Annotated in this window: 14 protein-coding genes and 3 pseudogenes; 12 read left to right on the top strand and 5 right to left on the bottom strand. The window is 60.3% G+C overall.

The features are described from left to right. Positions 1 to 157: 157 nt before the first annotated feature. Positions 158 to 5,542: an ATP-binding protein gene (locus tag ABLV49_RS25610; protein WP_349283195.1), complete on the bottom strand. Its 5,385-nt coding sequence runs from the start codon at positions 5,540 to 5,542 to the stop codon at positions 158 to 160. A gap of 186 nt (positions 5,543 to 5,728) precedes the next feature. Between ABLV49_RS25610 and ABLV49_RS25605 the strand changes: the two genes are divergently transcribed. From ABLV49_RS25605 to ABLV49_RS25590, 4 genes are all read left to right on the top strand, one after another. Then, positions 5,729 to 5,899: a hypothetical protein gene (locus tag ABLV49_RS25605; protein ID WP_349283194.1), complete on the top strand. Its 171-nt coding sequence runs from the start codon at positions 5,729 to 5,731 to the stop codon at positions 5,897 to 5,899. A gap of 166 nt (positions 5,900 to 6,065) precedes the next feature. Continuing rightward, complete coding sequence (locus tag ABLV49_RS25600) at positions 6,066 to 7,454, top strand: hypothetical protein (RefSeq protein ID WP_349283192.1); 1,389 nt, start codon at positions 6,066 to 6,068, stop codon at positions 7,452 to 7,454. Beyond that, positions 7,451 to 9,331 (top strand): hypothetical protein, encoded by a 1,881-nt coding sequence (locus tag ABLV49_RS25595; protein WP_349283190.1) that lies wholly within the window; start codon positions 7,451 to 7,453, stop codon positions 9,329 to 9,331. The genes ABLV49_RS25600 and ABLV49_RS25595 overlap by 4 nt, the downstream gene beginning before the upstream one ends. A 7-nt stretch (positions 9,332 to 9,338) precedes the next feature. Further along, complete coding sequence (locus ABLV49_RS25590) at positions 9,339 to 13,010, top strand: DEAD/DEAH box helicase (RefSeq protein WP_349283189.1); 3,672 nt, start codon at positions 9,339 to 9,341, stop codon at positions 13,008 to 13,010. Between the two features lie 845 nt (positions 13,011 to 13,855). On the opposite strand, the gene ABLV49_RS25585 is transcribed toward ABLV49_RS25590, so the two are convergent. Then, the gene (locus ABLV49_RS25585; RefSeq protein WP_349283187.1) at positions 13,856 to 14,233 is read right to left on the bottom strand and encodes a VOC family protein; all 378 of its coding nucleotides are present in this window, start codon (positions 14,231 to 14,233) and stop codon (positions 13,856 to 13,858) included. 545 nt (positions 14,234 to 14,778) lie between these two features. Here ABLV49_RS25585 and ABLV49_RS25575 point away from each other — a divergent pair. The 4 genes and pseudogenes from ABLV49_RS25575 to ABLV49_RS25560 all read left to right on the top strand — a co-directional run. After that, positions 14,779 to 15,072 (top strand): annotated as a pseudogene (locus ABLV49_RS25575) (TolC family protein); the annotation flags it as partial. Positions 15,073 to 15,180: 108 nt separating this feature from the next. Continuing rightward, complete coding sequence (locus ABLV49_RS25570; protein ID WP_349283184.1) at positions 15,181 to 15,657, top strand: protein-tyrosine phosphatase family protein; 477 nt, start codon at positions 15,181 to 15,183, stop codon at positions 15,655 to 15,657. Positions 15,658 to 15,781: 124 nt separating this feature from the next. Then, positions 15,782 to 16,792 carry a PLP-dependent cysteine synthase family protein gene (locus tag ABLV49_RS25565; RefSeq protein WP_349283182.1) on the top strand — a complete coding sequence of 337 codons (1,011 nt, stop codon included), beginning with the start codon at positions 15,782 to 15,784 and terminating at the stop codon, positions 16,790 to 16,792. 1 nt (position 16,793) lies between these two features. Then, complete coding sequence (locus ABLV49_RS25560; protein ID WP_432280038.1) at positions 16,794 to 18,020, top strand: cystathionine gamma-synthase; 1,227 nt, start codon at positions 16,794 to 16,796, stop codon at positions 18,018 to 18,020. A 331-nt stretch (positions 18,021 to 18,351) separates the two neighbouring features. Here the strand turns inward: ABLV49_RS25560 and ABLV49_RS25555 are convergent. Then, positions 18,352 to 18,867: pseudogene (locus tag ABLV49_RS25555) on the bottom strand (transposase); the annotation flags it as partial. A gap of 84 nt (positions 18,868 to 18,951) precedes the next feature. On the opposite strand from ABLV49_RS25555, the gene ABLV49_RS25550 reads away from it, so the two are divergent. The 4 genes and pseudogenes from ABLV49_RS25550 to ABLV49_RS25535 all read left to right on the top strand — a co-directional run. Then, positions 18,952 to 19,218: a cupin domain-containing protein gene (locus ABLV49_RS25550; protein ID WP_349283179.1), complete on the top strand. Its 267-nt coding sequence runs from the start codon at positions 18,952 to 18,954 to the stop codon at positions 19,216 to 19,218. 251 nt (positions 19,219 to 19,469) lie between these two features. Then, positions 19,470 to 20,111: a hypothetical protein gene (locus ABLV49_RS25545; RefSeq protein ID WP_349283177.1), complete on the top strand. Its 642-nt coding sequence runs from the start codon at positions 19,470 to 19,472 to the stop codon at positions 20,109 to 20,111. A 358-nt stretch (positions 20,112 to 20,469) separates the two neighbouring features. Continuing rightward, positions 20,470 to 20,814 carry an H-NS histone family protein gene (locus ABLV49_RS25540; protein ID WP_349283175.1) on the top strand — a complete coding sequence of 115 codons (345 nt, stop codon included), beginning with the start codon at positions 20,470 to 20,472 and terminating at the stop codon, positions 20,812 to 20,814. 79 nt (positions 20,815 to 20,893) lie between these two features. Next, positions 20,894 to 21,263, top strand: a pseudogene (locus ABLV49_RS25535) (transposase); the annotation flags it as partial. A 160-nt stretch (positions 21,264 to 21,423) separates the two neighbouring features. On the opposite strand, the gene ABLV49_RS25530 reads toward ABLV49_RS25535, so the two are convergent. Both ABLV49_RS25530 and ABLV49_RS25525 read right to left on the bottom strand, forming a co-directional pair. Continuing rightward, on the bottom strand, positions 21,424 to 21,615 hold the full coding sequence (locus tag ABLV49_RS25530; protein ID WP_349283173.1) for a hypothetical protein: 192 nt from the start codon (positions 21,613 to 21,615) through the stop codon (positions 21,424 to 21,426). Between the two features lie 260 nt (positions 21,616 to 21,875). Next, on the bottom strand, positions 21,876 to 22,292 hold the full coding sequence (locus tag ABLV49_RS25525) for a hypothetical protein (protein WP_349283171.1): 417 nt from the start codon (positions 22,290 to 22,292) through the stop codon (positions 21,876 to 21,878). Positions 22,293 to 22,311 lie beyond the last annotated feature (19 nt).

The following is a 22,311-nucleotide window of genomic DNA, read 5'->3' as shown; positions in this document are numbered from 1 at the left end:
TCCGCCGAGCAGGCTTGGCGCCCCTGACGCTGGCCGACCAGGCTATACCTGCTCAGCCAGCGTATATTGCCAATGCGCCCGTGGAAACGGGGCAACTTCACTTCCAACCAAGCGTGCCTGCGGCACTCACGGGTGCTCGCTTAGCCAAGCTGCCGACTCAACTGCGGGAAGGCAGGCGCACGCCACGGAAGGATTCGCTCTGCTGCAGAGCAGCGCTGCGACGGTCCCCGAGATCCACCAAGGCATCCAGGATATGCAGCAGCTTTCTGGCAAGTATCGTAGGCAAGGGGTGCTGGCGATCCGCATGCGCCTGGACCAACCTGGCGACCGCCGCCGGGATGTGCGTGCCCTTCCATCCGGAAGGCAATCGTCCGTCAATTATTTGCGCCAGCATCAAATCAGCAAACGCCTCCGCAGGATAGTTGCCACCGGCCTGCTCGCACAGCTTGACAAACTGGTCCGCCACGTAGGGTATCCAGCCTCCCTGACGGATGAGCTTGTCCACCAGCGGCAGAACTTGCGGCAAGTCGCCCCAGCGCGCATTGGCAAACCGTATGGCGCCGTTCGCGCCCTCGACGGCTACAAATAGTAGCGTCTTGATTAACTCGGGCAGGTCGAAGCCACTGAGCCTTCCATCGCTGTAGCGGGATCTGTGAAAGTCGCGGTGCTCCAGCATCCGGTCAAGGGCCACCTCCAACAGACCGAGGACGCGCGGGTCCATCTGGGGCGCATCCAGGACGCCCGAGGCAGCCAAGGCACCCGTGAACGGGGCGAGCATGCGCATCGCGATCTCGTCGGGCTGGTCCAAGATGGCGGCCAGCAGCCTGTCACGAAACTCCGCTTCGGGAAGCCACTCTGCCACACCCGCCAGCAGGCGCCCCAACTGGCGTTGCCATTGAAGCTGGTCAGCACCATCCCGCTCCCGTCCCCGACGCCGCTCGGACCGCCACGCCGGATTCAGCGTGTCCAAGGTCCAGTCCACGAACGCTTCCAGGGCCTCGACGTAGCGATCCCTCGCCGGACTACGCATGACGGCTTCGGCAGGGACGCGCTGCAGCACAGCCGACGCAAAATCGCTGATCCAGATGTCGTCCGACCTGCGCCACCCATCTTCTTCGACGTGCCAATGCCGGTCTCGGGTATCCGGCGTCTCTTGTGTCCAGGACGGCATGGGCCGTGCCCACGATGGAAAACCGTCGGTAGACGTCAACTCACACAGCGCTTCGGACACTGCGCCAGTCCTGCGCTCCTCTTCGATGCGGCTGCGGATGGCCGGATCAAGCCTGTGCCCATCCGGCGCTCGCCTGTATTGCGCAAGGCGAAGTCCCAGATTAAACCCGCACCATGCGAAATGCGGATCCCACTCCCAGCAACTGCGAACACCTTCCAGCGCCTCCAGCGAGACCACCTCCAAGGGATGGGCCACCAAGCGGTAAAGCGCCTCGCGATCGGCCGCATCACCGCAGCCGTTTCTGAGATCGGTTGCCAGCGCCCGAGCCACAAATATCTTGGGGTGCCACGGAATCCGGGACCCGGCCCTGATGTCGTCCCTGGGTGTCTCCGCTTGACCCCGGTAGGAATCCAACGTGGAGCGCGCCCAGGCGGCGTCCTTGCCCGGCTCCTCCAAGCAGATTACCGCCGCGGCAGTGCCGGCGATGCAGCCATGCGCCACCGCATGGTCAGGCATCAGCGATGCCGCTGTTCCTGCGGCGACCGACGCGGCCATTGCCTTCGCGCGCTTGACGGCTTCGGCTGGCGACAATTCCGGCGCCAGCGCCGCCGACTCGAAGCACTTCTGCACCCACAGCCACAGCTGCGACTCGCGGGAAATTTCCTCGTGGCGCTCGCGTGCTGCCTGGATTTCCGGAGCGGCGTGCCGCGCGCTGCGCAACTCGATTCCAACCACGTCGTCCCGACCGGGAATCGGGGTGGTCACGTAGTTTTCTTGACGGCCGAACTCGGCCCACAACTCCGCGTTGCGGCGCAGTTCCGCCATGTGTCCCTCGCTCTGCGCTTCTTCCTCGTATTCGAGTTCCAGCTGGCTAGGGAAGCGCTCAAGTGCAGCCCGGCACGCCGCGCGTAGTTCCGCGTCTGACCCAAGGGCAAAGAAGATGACAAGCGAGCGGATTTCCAGGCTTCGCGCGGCCAGGCTTCCGGCTTCGATGACCGCCTTGCGGTGCATGTCGTTGCTGTCGAACCCCATGAGGCCCCCCGCCTGAAGCTGTCCCTCCTGCAGGCTGCGCTCCAAATCCAGGCGCCACAGCCGCTGGCTGCCCACTAAGGGCAAGGTCGCGCTCGAAACCTCGCTCGATTGCAAAGCAACGAGCACCGCCACACCCAGAACGGCGATGCTTGAATGCCCCTCCAGAAGCTCCTGCAACACCTCGCCGGCGGGCCGGCCCGATTCCAACTGCGCCAGGGCCCAGCGCTCGAGGGCCATCATCGCGCACTGCAGCGCCTTGGGTCCGCCATGGCCACGCGACCATGTGTAGTGAAGGGCGCTGCCCCAGAACTCCTGGCGGCCCCATGGAAACTCCAGCACCAGCGGCATAGGTGTAAGCCGGCTTCCGAGGTGATGATGCAGCTGGCGCCAGGCAAGCGTGGCGTGGTGCGCGAGCTCGCGCACCAGGGCGTGGCCGATCGCCGGCGCTTGGGTCAACAAAGAGTGGAACGGTTCGCGTAGCGGGGACGCCGGAAAGTAGCCTTGGAAGTCCGCGCCGATCGATAGCCGGTTCCAGTCGTGAGACGAAAGGGAACTGCCCCCCATGATCGACATCGGAAGGTGCTCAAGGGCCAGTTTTTCCCGGCGCGTGCGCTGCTCCTCCGGCTTGGCCCTGATTTTAGCGATACGGCTCGAGCGCTCCTTTGACTCCCGCCTCAGCCTGGCCTCCAGGTCATCCGGCAGCTCGTTCATGAAACTCCTGCGGGCGATCTGTGAAAGCAGCTCGGGATGCGTCTGCGCAAGCAGGGGCGTTTGGGACATTATTTCGTGGAACGAAGACTCCTGGAATCCTTCGATCGGCTCGATTTTGACCAGGTATGCGGCAACCACCCCAGGAAAACTGCGTGCCGCGCGCAGCACGAGAAACCTCAACTCCGAATCAACACCGGAGGGAACACGCGGTGCTGGCTTGGCTGGTTCCGCCTCACCAGCTGACCGCCATCGGGGCGACTGCAGGGCCTCCTCGATCGCATGCAGCCAAGTCGCACATTGCTCAACGATCCGACGGGAGACCGGGTTCGGCAGGTCCATCAACGGCACTTGCCATGTCTGGAAAAGCGCCACAAGATCGGCCAGGCAATCGTCTGGGATTTTGGCGATGTGGTCGAGTGCCCAAGTGAGCAGGCGAGCCCAGGCACCGAAGTCCGACGGCCAACCCAGCAGGTCGGCGATTCGAATCCGGTCGGCCGACGTCAGGACTTCGCCATTCAGCTGGCCCGACAGAACAGAAGGGTTTGGCGTTGTCTTCTCGGCTCGCATCCACACCAGCAGCTTGCCAAGCAGTCGGTGGTCTTCCGCCGCGAGCGTCGCGGTGAAGGTCTCGGCATGCTCGTTGAAATCGGGCGTGTAGACCGGAGCGATGAGCCAAGCCCTCAACCATTGCGGCCTCAGGGCTGGCGCCTCGAGCGCTCTCAGGTATTGCCCCCACTGCACCGACTCGACATAGGTCGCCTGCGACAGTAGTTCGACGACACGCGCCAGCGCGGGTGGCTCGCCGGCGCCGGTCAAGGCGGCGATCCAGTTCTCACCCTCGTCCAGGAGCAAGTGCAGAAACGCCCATTCGAAGAAGATGTCGTGAGCGAACTGCGCTGTCAGTCCGGACCGGACTTGCTGGACAAGCCCGTCCTGCTGTAGCACCGGAAGGACGGCTTGCGTAGCCGGCGACAGGTCGCGAATTCGCACGTTGCGGCCGAGATCAGGCGCGCTGCGTTGTGCGAGTTCGATCAACGCCCGTTGCCGTGCCAGGGTCTGTGTGTCTTGCGCGTCGTGGCCGCCGCGCAACCACCACGCGTTGATCAGGTCGACTTCAGAATGCGGCACGAACCCGGCGGGGTAAGACGCGCTGGAGAATCCGCGGGCCAGGACCGAGGCGAAGAATGGGCGGCGGGCGAGGGCGCGCACCCTCTCGTCGCCACCTGTCAGCAAGGGCCGCAGCGCGGGCAGCGTCGCGGCAAGACCAGTCGCTTCAGCGTCCGACAGGTTCTCGACATCGATGTAGCCAACGCCGCTGCCGGAGATCAACGCGGGTGGTACCCAGTTGCGCAGGGGCTCGATCCCCGCGTCCCGCGCAGTTGCGACGATTTTCCACTCGCTCAGTGCCGGGCTGTCGAGGATCTGGCCCAGCACGTCCGTGATGACGGCTCGCTGCTCTGGAACGATGCGGTCCAGGCCATCGATGAACAACACCGCGTGGCCCGTTGCCGCGACTTCAACCAGGAGCGGCTCGATGGCGACGGTAGACAACCCCATCGCGACCGCGTTTTCAGCCCAGCTGCGCCCTGAAAGACGGTTTGCCGTCAACAGCAGCGTGGTCCCGCCCGCAGAATACCGGGCGAGCAGGTCATGCAGCAGGACCGTCTTGCCAGTGCCTGGCAGACCTTTGATCAGCGTCAACCGGTGGCGCACCATCTCGGCGACGAGCTTCGCCCGCAGATCAGTCCGATCGACTTGCGCGCCGCCAATGTCGTTGGGCTGCTGTGCCAGCCAATGGCGACTGCTCTCCCGCAGCACGTGGAGGTCGCCGGCCAGGGCTGGTGACCCAATGAAACGGACGCCGCAGGACAAGCGCCGCAAAACCGAGGCACGGCTGAACTCCTCCCTGCGGCCCGACCCATCGCGTGCGAGTTGTCGCAACTGGCGCCACAACTCCTCCGCTCGCCCCTGCTGGCCGGCAGCCAGCGCGCGTTGCAAGCTGGCCAGGACGTCTGCCTCGGTAGTCGAGCCCTCATGTAACAGATCAAACTTGATGAGGATTAGGTGCGAGAACAGCCGATACACGGCGTCACCCGGCAGCGGGCGTGCGTCTCCTAATGCGCAGTTGCGCACGGCGTCGACGACCGCTCGGTGCGACTGCGAGGCGCCACCACTATCTCCGAACCGCTGAAGGAAAGAGGCGGGCGATTCGGACGCGCGCGCCCATTCGCACACGGTGGTGAAGTTGCGAAAGGCCTCGTCGGAAATGGTTCCTGTAGCGGCCCCCACCCGATCGACGTGCTCACGAAAATCCGGCTTCTGCAAGGTCTGCCAGCTGCGCTGGATCACCTCCCGAAAGTCAGTGTTGCTGGCCGCGTCCGAGACTGTGAACGATCGCTTGACCTGGAGGGACAGCCGCATCAGAGAGTCGTCTGCCGGTGCGAGTGCATCGACGATAACGTCATCCAGGGGCTCGCCGGCCTCCGCCTGCTGTTGCGCGACGCGCTGGACTACTCGCGAACCGAGACCCGGCGCCGTCGTAGCGCCGACGAGGGCCGCGAGGTAACAGGCCGCCACGGCGTCCTCGAAGGTAAATCCGGCACCACCTGTGAGTTCAGGCGATGGCATAGTGAGAGTTCAATCCCATTGGAACCAATCAAATGAAGTTGATGACAGCAACCCATGGCAGTGCATGAAAAAGCCCAATACTTATTTTTCAAAACGACATGGCCTGTCCAGCGCACCGCTTAAGATGGCGCGATAGAAACAATAAGTCACAAGTGTAAGGTTCATCCGAACTGATGATGTGCCCCTATGCCTGCTCCTTCAGCTTCCCTCGACACGCTCGATTACCGGCTGGCCCAGACCCTGGACAAGCTCAATCAGGGCAACAGGCTCTACACGCAGGTGCTGGCCGAGGAGTCCGCCGTACATCTCACACCATCCAGAGCGAGTTCAACGAGCGTTTTGCTTTCTTGCCACTGAAGTGAAAAGGCGACCGGTATTTCCTTCAGGCCTCCTACTTGGGTAAGCGTACCTTGCGTGACTTGGCGCTTTGCTACCCTGGCCGGCGTATGGCAGGCTTTCCCTCGCTGCTAGAAGCGCTGCCCACAGTTAATCACGTGCGCGCTATCCACCTCGCAAGAAGTATATGAATCTCAAAAATCTGTTTACCGAATATGACGACAACATAGCCGGCGATATCAATCTCGATCCGCTTGGATTGCTGACAATCTGGTCCGCGTTCGGCCAGAAGATATTTCGGAACCGGATCAGCTCCATTTCAAATGACGTACGCAGTTATACGCTGAACCTGTTCCACCATCACGTCATTCGGCGCATGGTTAGCGACGAGTCGATCATGTTGTCACCGGCATTGATGAAAGCCTACTCGACGAAAGAAAGCCTGGCATTCAAACAGGTTTGCCTGATTCATCTGGAAAACCTGTTTGTTTTTTCTCATCTGCAGAACGCCGACGAGGCCTGGGTGCCCAGGGCGGTGACCGGCGGCATCTTTGGAATCAGCAAGGCGCGGCGCCGCTGGAAAGTGGGTGACGGCGACACCCCACTGAAGTTCAGCAAGGACGACCAATTGCTAGTGCGTCAACTTTTGCTCGGTGTGAGCGGGCGTTACAAGACGCCGATGGTTGAGATGGGTTTTTTCGATCGTCTGTACCATGACGGCGGGGCACGCGCGACGTCGTTGTGGCAGGAGGCGCAAGCATTCATCGGTGCGCAAGCGCCATTGAAGAAACTGGAAACGTCGCTGCTGGCCCACTTCAAGCAGCTGCTGGCGCATGAAGGCAAGACGCCTTCGCTGCTATTTTCCGAAGTCGACACCGCACTCAAGCGTGGCTACGTGACAGCGTTCGCCAGCCCCGGATCAGTAGGCAGCTATGCTCGCGATTACTGGCTGCGCGTAACTGACCTGGACCGCGGCGCGGCCGGCGCCATCCTGTCCGTGCTCAACGATGATATTGAGCAGGGCAATGAGGTGTCGGCCAGCGGGGTTTTCCCACGCGCGCTGGCGTTGTGCCAAGAGGCCGGCCAGCAAGCCGATCGCCTGCAGTTGGAGCATGTGCTGGCAGTCGAGCCATTCCTGACCGATCTGGATTTGCTGTTTACGCTGATGCTGTCGAAACAGAGCCAGAGCATCGATGACATCGTTACCGCTTGGCGCCGGTACAAGCGCGACGATGCAACTCTGGCTCGCCGCGCCGCCATCTTGAAAACCGACACCGTCTTGTGCGCTGCGCTCGCCGGAACCGCCTTGATTAGGCTAAAGCGCCTGATCAAGCTGGATGCAGGGGGCAACATGCATGAGCAAATCGCGCTGCTGCTGGACTACCACAAGAACGTGATGGCTGCGCGAGGCCAGACCTCGTGGCTGGCAACGGATGGCGAGGGAAGGGTGAAAGTTTTCGTCCCGCGCCCGGCCGCGCCTGCCGTCGAGCGGCGCACGGGGACGTACTGGGCAAACCAATACTACATCCCACAATTCGCCAACCTTGCGCGCGGCTTTAAGGGTACGCAATCATGAAACTACTTGAGGAACTCAAGCGCCAAGTGGCCGAGCTGGGTCCGCTGAAACGGGTGTGGCTCACCTCATTCAATTTGAGTATCGAATTCGTCGAAACCTACCTACTGCCCATCCTGGTGGGGGAAACCAAGCTGCCGACCGGGCGGCTGGACTTCGAAGCGCTCCAGCTCGAACTTCAGGAGCGCAAGATTGAGATTCGCATTTTTGCCGATAAGCGCATGATCTATCGCTCGGACCGCAAGCGGACCGCGATCGAAGTGAACGCCATTACGCCGCGCCAGATCGGCCGTTTTTCCGATCGCAGCCTGTTTCATCCCAAGGTTATCTATCTCGAAGGCCAGGATGGCAGGGCGGTGCTGGGGGCCGGCAGCGCGAACCTCACGGTAGGCGGCTGGGGGCGCAACCAGGAGGCGATGCTGTTTCGCAGCGTGGCCACGGCGGAACAGTCGAACCAGATCAAAGCCTTTTTCAAGCCGCTGTTTGCCGCGTGCAGCGATGTGCGCCCAGTCAGCCTTGGCAAGGAATTCTGGGGCGACGACGCGGAGTGGGAATTCCTGCATAGCTTTGACCGGCGCACGTTTTTGGAGCGCTTATTGCCTGACGGCGAGTCGCCGACGCAACTGGCAATCTGGTCGCCGTATTTTGCGGCCGATCTGCCGGCCTTTCTGTCGGACCTGCGCGAGTCACGTCAGCTGCCCAATTTGAAGATACGCATCGTCCCCGATCTGCTGGACGGCGGCATCATCCGCACGCCGTGGCGCGACAGCCTGCGGCAGGAGCTCGATAATGGCTTGCTGAGCTTTCATCCGAATGACGTCAAGCGGCACCCGCGATCGGAACTGTGTCATGCGAAGGTCTGGATGACGCCAGCTCAACTGGCGATCGGCTCGTGGAACTGTACCGGTCCAGGCAGCAATATCCTTGCGCCCAGCCCAGGCGGGATCAACCCCAACAACGTCGAGGCGGGAATCCTCTTGCGCCAGCCTGCGCGCATCAGCAGTGTTCTTGGCAAGGCTATCGTCATCAAGCCGTCCCACTTTGCCAGCAAAGCGGTACTGGACGATATTAAGCTTGAGGTGCCCGAGGAGTTGCCTTTCGATATCGCCGTCAGCTTCGACTGGGAGCAGCAAACCTACACCGTGGGCATCGACTGGGTAAAGCCACGGCAAGACGGCTATGTACTCAAGCTGCCCGATGTCGCGGACCGGCCAATTCCGGCCAGGAAAAAAACGCCCGAGGCTATTGAGGTTCCCGATCCGAAACATCTGTTGATCAACCATTACTTTGTCGTGCTGAACGGCGCGAACGAGGTCTACCAGGGGTTCATCAACCAGACTGGCCTGCTCCATCGTCGCGCCGAGGGCTATGCCTCGCTCGACGAATTGCTCGACAGCCGCATTCCGAATCGGAGTGGCAACTGCACTGGAGGCAGCACGGTGCTGCGCGGCGAGATCCCCGACGATGATAGCGACGAGGCACTGCTGCTGGTGCCAGCAACCCTCCATTCGTCCAGTTATTTCAAGTTGTTCCAAGCAATGGAAACATTTGCGGATGAGATCGCATCGGCCAAGTCTGCCGAACAATTGGAGCGCAGCCTGTTTGCGCGCCCTGGCTGCCTTGCTGAGCTGCAGGAAAAAATTGTGCTGCGTAGCACAGGCGCCGATGGCGGCGCCAACGCCGGTTCGGTCTACCAGTGGTTTCTGGAGCTCGAAGGCAATCGCCTAAGCGAGCTGGCCAAGAAAAAGTATCGACAGCTTACAAGAACGAAAGCGGGCGGGCCACGCTGGAAGGGCCTGGGCCTGAAGCCCGGCGCCATGCCGGCGGGTGCCGACCCGCGCTACATCGACATGATCATGAAGGACCGCGCATATGGGTAAGTGGGGCATGCTGACACCGGATACGGTCTCAAGCTACATCAATTTCAACGGGGCCGATGCGGCCTGGACCTACCGGGCCGAGGACGAGTCGATGGCGGCGCGCCAGGCCGAGGGCGTCGCCTATCTGTGGAACACGCTGGCCAAGAATGAGGTAGCGCTATTGGCCGACGAAGTCGGCATGGGCAAGACCTATCAGGCGCTCGGCGTGATCGCCATGCTGTGGAAGACCAAGCCGGACGCCAAGATCCTGATCATGGCTCCGAATCAGGATATCTGCCGGCACTGGATGCGGGAGTACAAAGCCTTCTTGCTGCACCACTACCGCGAACGGGACCACGTGGTGCGCAACGGCGCCGATGGCGGACCGGTCAATGCAATGGCACTGTGTCGAAATCTGCGCATCTTGGTAAAGGAAGTTAAACGGGATTGGGGGCGGGTGTTTCTGACCACCACCCATTCGCTCAGCGGATTGCTCGGCGATAACCCAGGCGGCGACCTTGCCGCCAAGGCGGCTGCGGCGGCACGCACGCTGCGCGGCGAGCTCAAGGGCCAACTTGGCCCGGACGGCTTCGACCTGATCATCGTTGACGAGGCGCACGCCTTGCGCAAGTCGCAAGGCAAGACGCAGCGCGCGCATGCTGCGCGGGCATTCTTCGGCAAGGGGGACGATCCGCTCGGCCAGAAAGTCCTGCTGCTGACCGCCACGCCGAGCCATTCGGGCTTGCATGATGTCGCCAACATCCTCGATTATTTCCAGGACGTCAACCGGGAAGACTCGGCGCAGACCTTGTTGCGGCGCTACGCGCTGCGCCGCCTGCGCCTGATGGAAGGCCAGCGCGGCGCCCATCACAACAAGTTTTTCTATCGGCATGAACTGGCCATGCCGGCACGTTTTAAGGACGACGCGAACGGCGAGCTGTTCTTTGCCATGTACCAGAAGAAGCTGGTGACCGAGCTCAAGCTGGGCGAAGCGGGGCGGCGGCCCATGTACGGCTACCTGGAAGGGTTCGAGTCGGCCGGCTCCGACTTGCCCGGCACCGCGATCGCCAAGGACGATGGCGAGGGCGATGCCGAGGAAGCGCGACACGACGATTTCCGCCAAGCGCAGGATACGCAATTGCTTCGCACCCTGTCGCAGCGCTACCACGAGGTATTCAAGCAGTTTCCGCCCCATCCCAAGTACAGCGCGCTGGTCGAGCGGATCGTCAACCGGCGCCTGTTCGAGCCATCCGACGCGGCTTTGCATCTGGACAAGCACCTGGTGTTCGTGCGCCGCATTCCCTCGGTCCGCGAGCTGACCCAGCGCACCAACCGGGCTTATGACGATGTCTTTCTTCCCAAGATCCTCGAAGCGCTGGGGCTGGCGCCGGACGATGGGCTTGCGCTCAAATGGAAAGATGCCAACTGGAGCCGTGCCGGCTTCGCGCAACTGTGCGCGCAATTGCAGAACGGCAGCGGCAGCGACGAGGATGACGAGAGCGCCGAGTTGGCCGGCCAGGATGGCGACGACCCAGTCGAGGACGCAGATGCCAGCCTGAATTCGAAAGTCGCCAACCTGTTCGTGGTCAAGAAGGACCTGAAGGCCGCTGCCCGGGATGTGCCGCGCACCGACTGCTCGAACGTGCGCACGCGCTTTCGCAAGCCAGAGTCGCTGTTCGCCCTGTTCATGGAGCCGGCGTCGGACTACAAAATCGGTACCTATGCCAGTTACCGCAAGGGAAAAGGCGACCTCAAAGATAACTACGTGACGCCAGCCCGGGAGCAGCGCTTCAGGCGCTTCAACCAGGTGCTACGCCAAGCCACCATGGGAGGCGATGGCGACGCCGACACCCTCGCCTACGACCTGCCTGCCGACACTGCGTGGGGCCTGATGTATCCCCACCTCAATGCGGCGGAGCGGGACAAGCTGGCCCGATGGGAAGCTCAGGACATGGGCATTCTGGAAAACTTTGGCAACTATCTGAATGCCGGCTTCCTGTTCGCCAGTCCGGTGATGATCGAACTGTACTGCTGGTTCAAATGCTTCGCCCGTGAAACGCGCGCGGCGGGCGCTGGCAATGTCCAGCGCCGCTATGCCGAGTTTGTGCGCTACGCCAGTGCGCGCATGGCCGACTCGCTGATGCTGCGTTATTTTCGCGACGCGCTCGCCAGCTTCGACACCTTGTGCGGGAAGATTACCGATCACGGCTTGGGCGACTGGAAGAAAGATTGGCGCACCCTGACCGGACTGCAGGATCCGGCTTGGTATGCCAGCGGCCAATCGGGCAATCGCCAGCGCCTGATCCTGGGGTTCAACAGCCCCTTCTTTCCGAACGTATTGATTGCCACCTCGGTGTTCCAGGAAGGCGTCAACCTGCATCTGCAGTGCCGCCAGGTGCATCACTACGGCATCGCATGGACGCCGGGCGACAACGAACAGCGCGTCGGACGGGTGGACCGTCTGTTCGGCTGCGTCAATCAGCAACTGCGTCAGGGTGCGGAAGGGAGTCTCAGGATTGGCTATCCCTACCTGGAAGGCTCGTTCGACGAGGACCAAGTCGCGTCGTTCATCCAGAAAAAACTGGCGGTCGAGCAGCAAATGGACCAATGCATCCACGGTGAATTCGACCGTACGATCGACGTCGACGTCGACGCCAGGGCAGTGGACTGGAAGGCATCGCTGCGCCAGCCGCATGCGAACACGAATTCGGATCCTTATCCGGCCAAATTCGACTTCGCTTCCTGCACATGGGATGCATCCCCAGTCTTTACGATGAGGGACGGACGCTCATTACGCGACGAACTCAAGGCCCGCATAGCGCTTGCGCTCGAAGGGCATGACCTGTATCAGCCTGAGCCCGGAGACAAGCACGGCAACGCGCTGTTTCTGGCCGATCCGGCCTTGGCGCGCGCATCCGGAACGCGGCGCCAGCCCATCCTGATCAGCAAGGGGTTTTCCGCGCGCTTTTCCGCCTTGGCCGGGCAAACCGCGTATTACCTGACGTTCCAGACACCACTCGCGACGCGGGCAAACCTGGAGCAAGTAGGCTACCAGGCATTGTGCGCGGCCTTCAACACGCTCGAAGCGACGTATCCCTTGGTGAAACTCGCTCTTAATCCCGACGAGCCTCATAGCTGGTTCTATGTGCATATGAAGGCCGATTTGCCCGTCCTGATCCGCCATGGCGTCATCGACATGCTCGCTACCGAAGAGATCTTGATGGTCTTCCAGCAGTTGCGTGACTGCTCTGACCAGCTGGAGCAGAGCGTTTTTGGTACGCATCAAGACCTGCGCAGAAACGACCTGTCGATCAGCGCAACATTGAAAGCGCTCCCCGCCACGGCCCTAGCGGGCAGGCAGCGGCCGCGCCGAGAGTATGCGCTGGCCACTGGCGAAGGACGCTGGCAAACCATGCTGCCCCAGTCGGTGCAAACGCGCTGCCTGATGATGACCCTGCCGCGAGCTGAGTTCCAGACCCGGTTTCCTCTCATCAAACGAGAAAAGGGGATCAGCGACGAGCGGCGGCTGGACGAGCACTTGATGTACTTAAACCACCGCCACCCCTTCTTGAAGTTTGCACGTCATCCAACGGGCATCAGCACGTCGCTTCCGTTTCCAATGGCCGATGCGCAGCAGCACGAGATCAGCTTGCTTGAAAACTGGTTTGATGCGGTTGCTACTGGCGATCAGCCAGGCTAAGAGCATGCGCACCTTGTAAAACGGGCACCACACCACACCAACCCGAACAGGGGCGTATTGAGCTTAGGATTCTTTGCACGGTCACATTGCAAATGTAATCAACATAACCTCCTACTTAAAGAACCTATATCTCCTCTCATCTTCCTCTCGCCTCAAGCGGGGGGAGAGGTAAGACAGGGGGACCAAAGCAAGAGAAGGCCATAGGTTTTGGCCCTTATCTTAGGGCAGTGGGCTGGTTTCAGGCGCGCCAGTCCTCGATCAGCCGTTCATACAACTAAATTTGACCTCAGTTTGCAAGTAAATCTGGCCCTACTTTTAATCTAACCCATCGAAGGCCTTTCAGCTGGCACAAAACGCCCCCAACAGAGGTGAAACCGTGCGGTCTGGCCTTTGCGCACCCAGGCCCGGGCGCCATCACGGGTCAAAGTTGCTTGAAACCTCCAGCAAGGGTCAGAATTGCTTGCAGTTCGATCGGCTGAAATTGTCGCTATGGGTGGTTTTTGCGCAATATCGACCCCAATTCAAGGGTCAAATTTACTTGTCTGAACGGCAGGGCTCGGTTCCATCAATACAAGGGCCATAGACCTGCGCAATGCTCGCTGGAGAAGGATCGTCATGCCACCAGCGTTGCACATGGGGTTGGGTGAGCCAGCGACCGAGCAACTTGAAGTCAGACCGCTTCATCCGGCGGAAGGTGAACGTGGGCAACATGTCATTTTTTGTCGCTTGACGGGCTCCTCGGACGTTATGCTGATGAAACAAATGCCATCGGGTAAAGGGCCTTCTTATATCAGGCGCAGTCCTGCTGCCACGTGCACCGGGCAGTGATTCGCGCCTGAAAGCAATCAAAGGCTCTGCACCAGCGCCATGATGTTTCCCTCGGTGTCCTTGAACCATGCGGCCTTCGCGCCACCCGCAGTAATGGCGCCGCTTGCGCTTTTCTCACCAAGCATGTCGTAGTCCTCGAACACCACGCCGCGCGCCTTGAGTTCGGTCACTTCGCGGTCGACGTCATCGACCGTCCAGAACGCCTGGCTGGCCTGGGACGTTCCAGCGTTCGGCGTTGGGTACAAGAAGCAAGCCGTGTGTGCGCCACACTCGTAGACCACGCCACCGGCTGTCTCCTGCTTGGCCACAAAGCCCAGCTTGCCTTCATAGAACTCCCTAGCACGGGAAACGTCGCTGGCCGGGATGTAGGCGTATATCGGAAATTTCTGCAACATCGTCTTTCTCCTGTAAGGCCTGCCTGACCACGAAAGGATCGACGCAAAATCGACAACGTGAGTGCAGCCACTCCTGCAGGGGTGAAATGTCACTCCAACTGTTCACTAAACCTGCACGCAGACATCAACAATTTAACGCCATTTGCGCAGAAATCCAACCCCTGCGCCTGAGTGACCTTGCAACAAGTTCCTTGGTTCAGCGCATGGGTCGCGTGGGCAGGGCGCATCCAGCGGGGAGATGCCCTGCACAGCTTGTGCGCCAGGCCCGGGTTGTCGGCGCCCGCTGCTGTGCCGCTTGTTTGAAAAACCGCCCTATCAGGCTGCGCAACCGGGTGTCCGTGAAAACGGGTCAACTCCACTCGGCGGACTTGGTTGCACCCGGCGGGTAGCCTAGGTGGTGGTGGCTCATTTCCGCCCCCAGGGCACGTTCGATGAGAACCTTCTTGAAACCTCTCATCAGGTCATCAATGGCTGCGGGCGGGTTGGCCCCGACTACCAGCGCCCCACGACGCTAGATGTCAGCGCCTTCAAGGAAGCCGCCGTGCGAACAGATCGGCATCGCCCGCAGCGCCTACTACCCCAGCCTGCCGCTGGGCGCCTCGTACGGGTTCGGCGCCAGCCGCGTGGCCGACCTGTTCAGCGCCTCCAGCAGCGTCTGGTCGCTCGGCCTGTCGGCGGCGCAAACGCTGTTCAACGCCGGCGCCACGCGCGCCCGCGTCGAAGGCAGCGAAGCGGCGCATGCGCAGGCGGTGGCGCGCTACCGGCAAACCGTGCTGGCCGCCTTCCAGGGCGTTGAAGACCAGCTGGCCGTCACCCGTGTGCTGCTGGCCCAGCAGGACTGATTTTCCATTCAACATCGGTCAAAAGCCGTAAGCGCTTGCGCTCCAGGCCATCTGGGCGGAACATGGCGGCTGCGTCAATGTCAGCGCAGCCATCCCCTGCTTGCCATGCCTTTTCGCCCCGTCGCCCTTCCCCCGGATGTGCCTGGCACGCTGTGGCTCTGCGCCATGCCCGGGCGCATGCAACCCTGGGCCGCGTTTGTGACTGAGGCCAAGCGGGCCAGGCTGAGCCAATTGGTCTGCCTCACGTCGCGCGAGGAACTGGCCGAGTTGTCACCCGCCTACCATGCGGCGGTGGTGCAAGGCAGCCTGGCCTGGCGCTGGCTGAATCTGCCCATGGGCAATTTCGGCCTGCCCGACAATGAACCGGCTTTTCGCCATGGCATAGCGCAGATTGCAGCGGCCCTGCGGCATGGCGAGGTGGTGCTGATGCATTGCGCAGCGGGCATGGGCCGCACCGGCACGGCAGCGGCCTGCGTGCTCAAGGCCCTGGGCCTGAGCGCACCGGAGGCGCTGCAGCGCATCCGCGATGCGGGCTCCAACCCGCAGAACGCCCTGCAGTCGGGCATGGTGGAGTGGTTCTAGCCGGGCCTGTCCTGGACAAGGCTGCGGCTTCACGAACCGGCGGGAAACGGCTACAGTGAATGAACAGTCCGTGCCACTTCCCCAGCCGGGCTCATGCATGTCGCAACACGCAAAGGGAGTTGCCATGAGATATGAGAGCATCCTGGACGCGATCGGCCACACACCGCTGGTGCGCCTGAACCAACTCAGCCGGCACCTGCCTTGCGCCATCTACGCCAAGCTGGAATTCCTGAACCCGGGCGGTTCGGTGAAAGACCGCATCGGCCTGTACATGATCCAGCAGGCCGAGCGGCGCGGCGAGATCGGCCCCGGCGCCACCATCGTGGAATGCACCTCGGGCAACACCGGCATGGGCCTGGCGCTGTTCGCCGCCGGGCGCGGTTACAAGACGGTGTTCACCATCGCCGACAAGCAGTCCAGCGAGAAGATCGACATGCTGCGGGCCATGGGGGCGCAAGTCGTCGTCTGCCCCACCGACGTGCCACCGGACGATCCGCGGGGATACATCCAGGTGGCGCGGCAGTTGGCGCAGGACCTACCCGGCGCCTTCCTGTGCAATCAATACGACAACCCGGACAACACGCTGGCGCATTACGCGAGCACCGGCCCTGAAATCTGGAACGACACCGGGGGCCTGGTCACCCATTTCGTCTGCGGCATGGGCACCTGCGGCACCATCAGCGGCACCGGCCGCTACCTGAAGGAACAAAACGCCATGGTCCGGGTGATCGGCGTCGATCCGCAGGGCTCGATCTTTCATGACCTGTTCCACCGCGGGGTGGCAGTGCCGCCGCATGTCTACAAGCTCGAAGGCATAGGCGAAGACTTCATCCCCAAGGCGCTGGACTGGAGCGTGATTGACGATGTGATCCAGGTCAGCGACAAGGACAGCTTTGTGATGGCGCGGCAGCTCGCCCGCGCCGAGGGCCTGTTCGCCGGCGGCTCCTCGGGCGCCGCGATGCTGGCGGCGCTGCAGGTGGCTTCAACGCTGGGCCCGAACGACCAGGTGGTGGTGCTGCTGCCCGACGGCGGCCGCCAATACCTGGGCAAGCTCTACAACGACGACTGGATGCGGGAGCATGGTTACCTGGAGACCTCGCCCGACGCGGCACCACCGGCCAGCGGCCAGTCGTAGATTGACTTCAACTCAAGCGAGGCAAGCCATGCGCTTTTCCACCAAAGCCATTCACGCCGGCCAGCCGCCGGACCCCGGCACCGGCGCGATCATGACGCCGGTGTACCTGAGCTCGACCTTCGTGCAGCAAGCGCCCGGTCGCCACAAGGGCTACGACTACGCGCGCACCGCCAACCCCACGCGCAGCGCGCTGGAGGCCAACCTGGCGGCGCTGGAAGACGGCGCTTACGGCCTGGCTTTCGCCAGCGGCCTGGCGGCGGAGTCCACCGTGCTGCAATCGCTCAGCAGCGGCGACCATGTGGTGTGCGGTCAGGACCTGTACGGCGGCACCTACCGGCTGATGACGCGCGTGTTCGAGCGCTTCGGCATCCAGACCAGCTTTGTCGACGCGACGTCGCTCGACGCCATCGGCGCCGCGCTGCGCCCGCAAACCCGGCTGATCTGGCTGGAAACCCCGAGCAACCCGATGCTCACCGTGTGCGACATTGCCGCCATCGCCGAACTCGCGCACGAACACCAGGCCAGGCTCGCGGTCGACAACACCTTCGCCTCGCCCTACCTGCAGCAGCCGCTGCGGCTCGGTGCGGACATCGTCATCCACAGCACCACCAAGTACCTGGGCGGCCACTCGGATGTGATCGGCGGCGCGCTTGTGGTCAAGGATGAAGCGCTGTACCAGGAGCTCAAATTCCTGCAAAACGCAGTGGGTGCGGTGCCGGGTCCGCTCGACTGCTTCCTCGTGCTGCGCGGCATCAAGACCTTGCCGGTGCGCATGCGTCAGCATTGCGACAACGCGCTGCAACTGGCGCAGCACCTGGCAGCCCACTCCGAGGTCAGGCAGGTTAGCTATCCCGGCCTGGAGTCCAGCCCCCATCACGCGCTCGCCAGCCGGCAGATGCGCGCCTACGGCGGAATGATCTCGCTGGAACTGCAAGGCGGGGTGGAGCGCAACATCCGTTTCACGACCCAGACCCGGCTGTTCGCGCTGGCCGAGAGCCTGGGCGGCGTCGAGTCCCTGGTCGGCCTGCCCACGGTGATGACGCACGCCGCTATCCCGCCCGCGCAGCGCCAGCAGGCTGGGTTGCCCGACGCGCTGGTGCGCCTGTCGGTCGGCCTGGAAGACATCGAAGACCTGATCGACGACGTGGACCGGGCGATCGAAGCCTCGCGCTACAGCGACGGGGAAAACCGCCAGAAAAATCAGGCCACCAGCGCCAGCGCCCCGTAGTCGCCCACTTTGTCCTGCAGGCCAGCCGGCACCAGGGTGATGTCCCGCGTCAGTGCCGGCAGCTTGCCGCTGAGGTGTGGCAGCAGGTAAGGGCTCGTTTCGAAATAACTTGAGCAATTCAGAGAAAATTTTCCAATGAAATTGCTTTAGAAATTAAACAAGTTATTTGTTAACAGGCCATAGCAGGCCGCTGAAATACTGACTGCGCCCGCGCAGCAACTGGCTCGAAGTGGTTTATTTTTGCGGTTATCTTTCATATTTGGAAATTACAGTGCCTTTCTGAACTGCTGCCGATGGCTCGAAAGTACACCGGTCCGCCTTTTTTATCCCTTTATTGCCCCTGCAGACAGATTTGTCCCAACGTGCGCATACGCGTCAAGTTATACGCAGCCATCGTCAACACAAACATCTGGTCGACCCGCTGTAAGCCGCGCACCATCACCTGGCGAATCTGGCCCACCGTTTTGGCCCAGCCAAAGCCCTGCTCGATGAGCTTTCTCTTTTGCTGCGAGACGGCATAGCCTTCACTTTGGGCAATCTCATCGGGCACCGCCAAGCGCCTGCCCGAGGTGTTTTGCGCCACATGCGGCGTGACGCCCATCACCAGGCATGCCTCGATGAACTCTTTGGCGTCATAGCCTTTGTCCGCGCCCAGCGTAATGGCGGCTTGCTCGTCCGCCAAGGCTTGCCGGGCATCGTGAATCATGACTTTCGCCGCTTCGCGCTCGGCGTAACCATCTGCCCGCGTCACCACGGCCCTGGCAATCAAGCCGTGGCGGTTGTCGCTCAGCGTGTGGCCCATGAACTCGCTTGCCGTCTTGCCCTTGCGGTACAGCCTGGCGTCCGGCAAGCAATAATTGCCTTACTCATGGTTGAAGAAACCTTGGGACTATAGGGACCTGACACGCTGGACCGGTGGAGGCAAGGAAAAATGGAACGCGAAGAATTTGGCCACATCCTGGCCGCAGAAGGATTTGAGCAAGCGGTGACGGTGACGCGGGAGCCCGATGGGTTCCTGGTCATGCACACGCATCCGTTCGAAGCGAAAGCGCTCATCCTCAGCGGTGAATTGCGGATAAAAACCGCACTTGCCGAGCAGACCTATCAGGCTGGCCAGGTGTTCCATCTGCTCGCGGGCGAGCCGCACGCCGAGCGCTATGGGCCAGAAGGCGTTGCGTACCTTGTCGGCAGAAAATGACACAAAGCCCGGCAAGCCCGGGTTGGACGGCATCCTGACGACAAGGAATGTGGCGCCCACCACGCGACGCAGGTAACGTGAAGAACGGCCGTGAATGCGCAGGTTCGCCGCTCCACCATATCTGCCTGTTTTTTGAGCATCGCCGGCATCGTCAACGCTGACGCCATTCTGGCCAGTTGTTCAGGCGGTTATCCACAGCCTAGGCAACACTTTGGAGGGGTAACTTTGGGCCCTGGCCCGGGTGCATCCCGTTGGATGTTGAGGAATCCGGGCATATTGAAAAGTCGTCCATGTCGGGTGCCATGGTCAAATTGCCCAACCTGTCATGGGCGCTCACCCGGGTCTCCTTGCGACCCATGACGCATGACCCATTCCACCACCCTACAAACAAGGACCCCATGGTCGCTGCCTACAAGCCCCGTTTCACGCCCATCTCCTACGACGGTATCGACAGCCAGACGCCTGCGGCGGAACTGCCCGAATTCCTGGAGCGGCTTGAGGGGCGAGGGGGCTACGACCCCCGGACCAGAAAACTCACGCCATTCAAGAACATCAGCGAGGATTTCGACGAATCCATGATGAACGAAATGCTCGACAGCCTGACCGCAGCGGTGGAAGCCGGACTGGGCACACCGGCCACGTTCTTCACGGATTTCTTTGCCACCGAGCAGGACGTGCAGAACTTTGCCGATGCGCTCGATGACTATTCGGCCGAAGGCACGTTCTGGGTCAACGACCGGCATTTCCATGCTTTCCTCCATGCGACAAATGCGAGTGAAGAAAATGCCGTGACTTACTGCGCCATAGCAGACCACATCCGTGCGCTTTACACGGCCCAGCGTGAAAAAGCCCAAAAGGCCGCGAAACTTGCTTCCAAGAAGAATGTAAATTGAGCGCACCGCGAGTGGGGTGATGACGAGCACTTCCCAACGCAGAAGGATAGAAGCGTCAGCTCCAGGCAGTGAAAAATGCGCAGGATACTCAAGTTCAGTTGACCGCCATCGGTAAGAGCCGTGACTATATGGCTAAGAATTACTCTCGCCTCTCGTTATGCTGAAAACTTCAACTTAAAAAAGCAGTGGGAGAAACGAGAATGCCAGAAATAAAGATGTAATAGATAGTTATTTTTCAAGAAATATCTTAGGTTTATAGTCGAGTAAATTTCCCCAGAGGCCATCGGTAGTATTTTTCTAATTCAGAGTCGTGAGCACTGCGTACAATCAGGTTTTTACATTTCTACCGAATATAACCATGACCCAAGCATCCACACTGCAGCAACAAATCCAGGAAGCCGAAGCCATCGTCAATGAATTGCGCAAAAAGCTCGATGAAGAGCGAAAAGGCGAACGCATGCAGGCCATCGCTTCGGCCAAGGAACTCATCAAAACCCACGGGTTGACTGCTGCAGATTTAGGCTTTTTAGGCAAAGGCTCATCCGTCAAGCGCCCTGCCAATGACAAACGCGGTGTGGTCGCGGCCAAATACCAGGACCATGAAAGCGGAAAAACCTGGACAGGACGAGGTAAATCGCCTGCCTGGCTGGCGGCTCAACTGGCAGCAGGCTACACAAAAGATGACTTTCTGATTAAAAGTTAAACCCTTTTGAAGCTAGCCCAGCTAGAGGGTGTTATGAATTCGGGGCTGATTTTTTCGAAGTTATCCCTAATTCCTGCGAATGACCCAGAAGCCCTATCCCCGCGATGTGGAGCGACGAAGAATGGAACTTCGTTGCGCGTTACCTTAGCTTGATTAACGAACATGCGCACCTGCGGCGCTTGAGCCCTGCGCGAAGTATTCAACGCGCTGCGCTGGCTAATCCGGGCCGGGGCAGCGTGGCGCACGCTACCCTATGATTTGCCACCTTGGCCGATGGTTTACCAGCAGTTTCGCCGCTGGAGCGAAGCGGGCTGTTTTGAGGCATGGTCAGCGACATGCACTCGATCATCCGGATCGCTCAAGGCCGCCAAGGCTAGCCCAGCGCCGTCATCCTTGATGGCCGAACCTTGCAAAGCAGCCGTGACAGCGGCCCGCACGCCGGCCATGACCTCGTAAACCTATAGGTGGTGCCCCCGATAGTCTTTCCTGAATGGTTTTTCTATAGTTGGCGCGCTGGTTTTTGTGGGCAACTAGCCAGACAAACGAAAAAAGCGGTCTCGCAAACTAAATTCGACCATGCTGCGCAAGGTCGCCCCAATAGGACTCCCCTTAGCCACTCATTGCAGTGATTTTTTGTTGTGCAAAAAGGAGATGACTGAACGCCCAGCAGTACCAGCACCCGAAGCCGCCGCCAAACCAGCAGGCCAGACGGCTAAAAATCATGATCGAAATGACAACGCTCGACACTTTGTAATGCGCAAGCTGCGCACCCGGCTTCATCACCACACAGGTCATTTTCACGGCCACCAGCCCTCTCGGAATCTATCGCTGGCTGGGGAATCCTCGCCAACGAAAAACGTCGCTTAAGGCGTTTAAATCGGTATATCTATTCGGTTAGGCAGCTGGATAGAAAAATAAGCATTCTTCCTGTATTAAAGCTAACTTATTAACGAGATGAAAACTCTTGCATCTGCCTCATTCAAAAACATTTGTGAGGTCCCATAAATGTAAAAAACGACATTAAAAAGTAATACGAAATGCATGTAGCACTCATTGCACGCTCATCGTCGCAGTTTCAGGTAATTACTTATGAGATTTTTATATAAATCTCTATCTTCAAGTACCCGTCCTATGTTCATCCTTGACATTTCAGCTAATAGTTTTGGAAGATTTTGGAGCAAATTTTTCTTGAATTCCTCAGGGCTGAGCATGCAATCGTATGTATGCACTGTCCTGAATGCAATCTGCATTGAATCACCATGGTCAAACTTAGGTTTTAATAATTCGGCAAGTGAAGGGAATTGTTTTGCAAGCCAGCCCTTGCTCCTCAACGTTTCGGCGTGAAAATATACATGTCCTGAAATGTCTTCATAAACTTCAAATGTTCCACCAATAAGTTGATATTCATCAATATCAGCATCAGGAATGTTATTCAAGCCATCAGTGATGATTTTTTCAAAGTCAATTTGTTTTGTCATAGTTTACAGTTTGTTGTGT

It is taken from the genome of Polaromonas hydrogenivorans (assembly GCF_040105105.1).
In the GTDB taxonomy this organism is placed as follows: Bacteria; Pseudomonadota; Gammaproteobacteria; order Burkholderiales; family Burkholderiaceae_C; genus Polaromonas; species Polaromonas hydrogenivorans.
The sequence above is the reverse complement of the archived record's forward strand: the minus strand, read 5'-3'. Positions and strand labels throughout refer to the sequence as shown.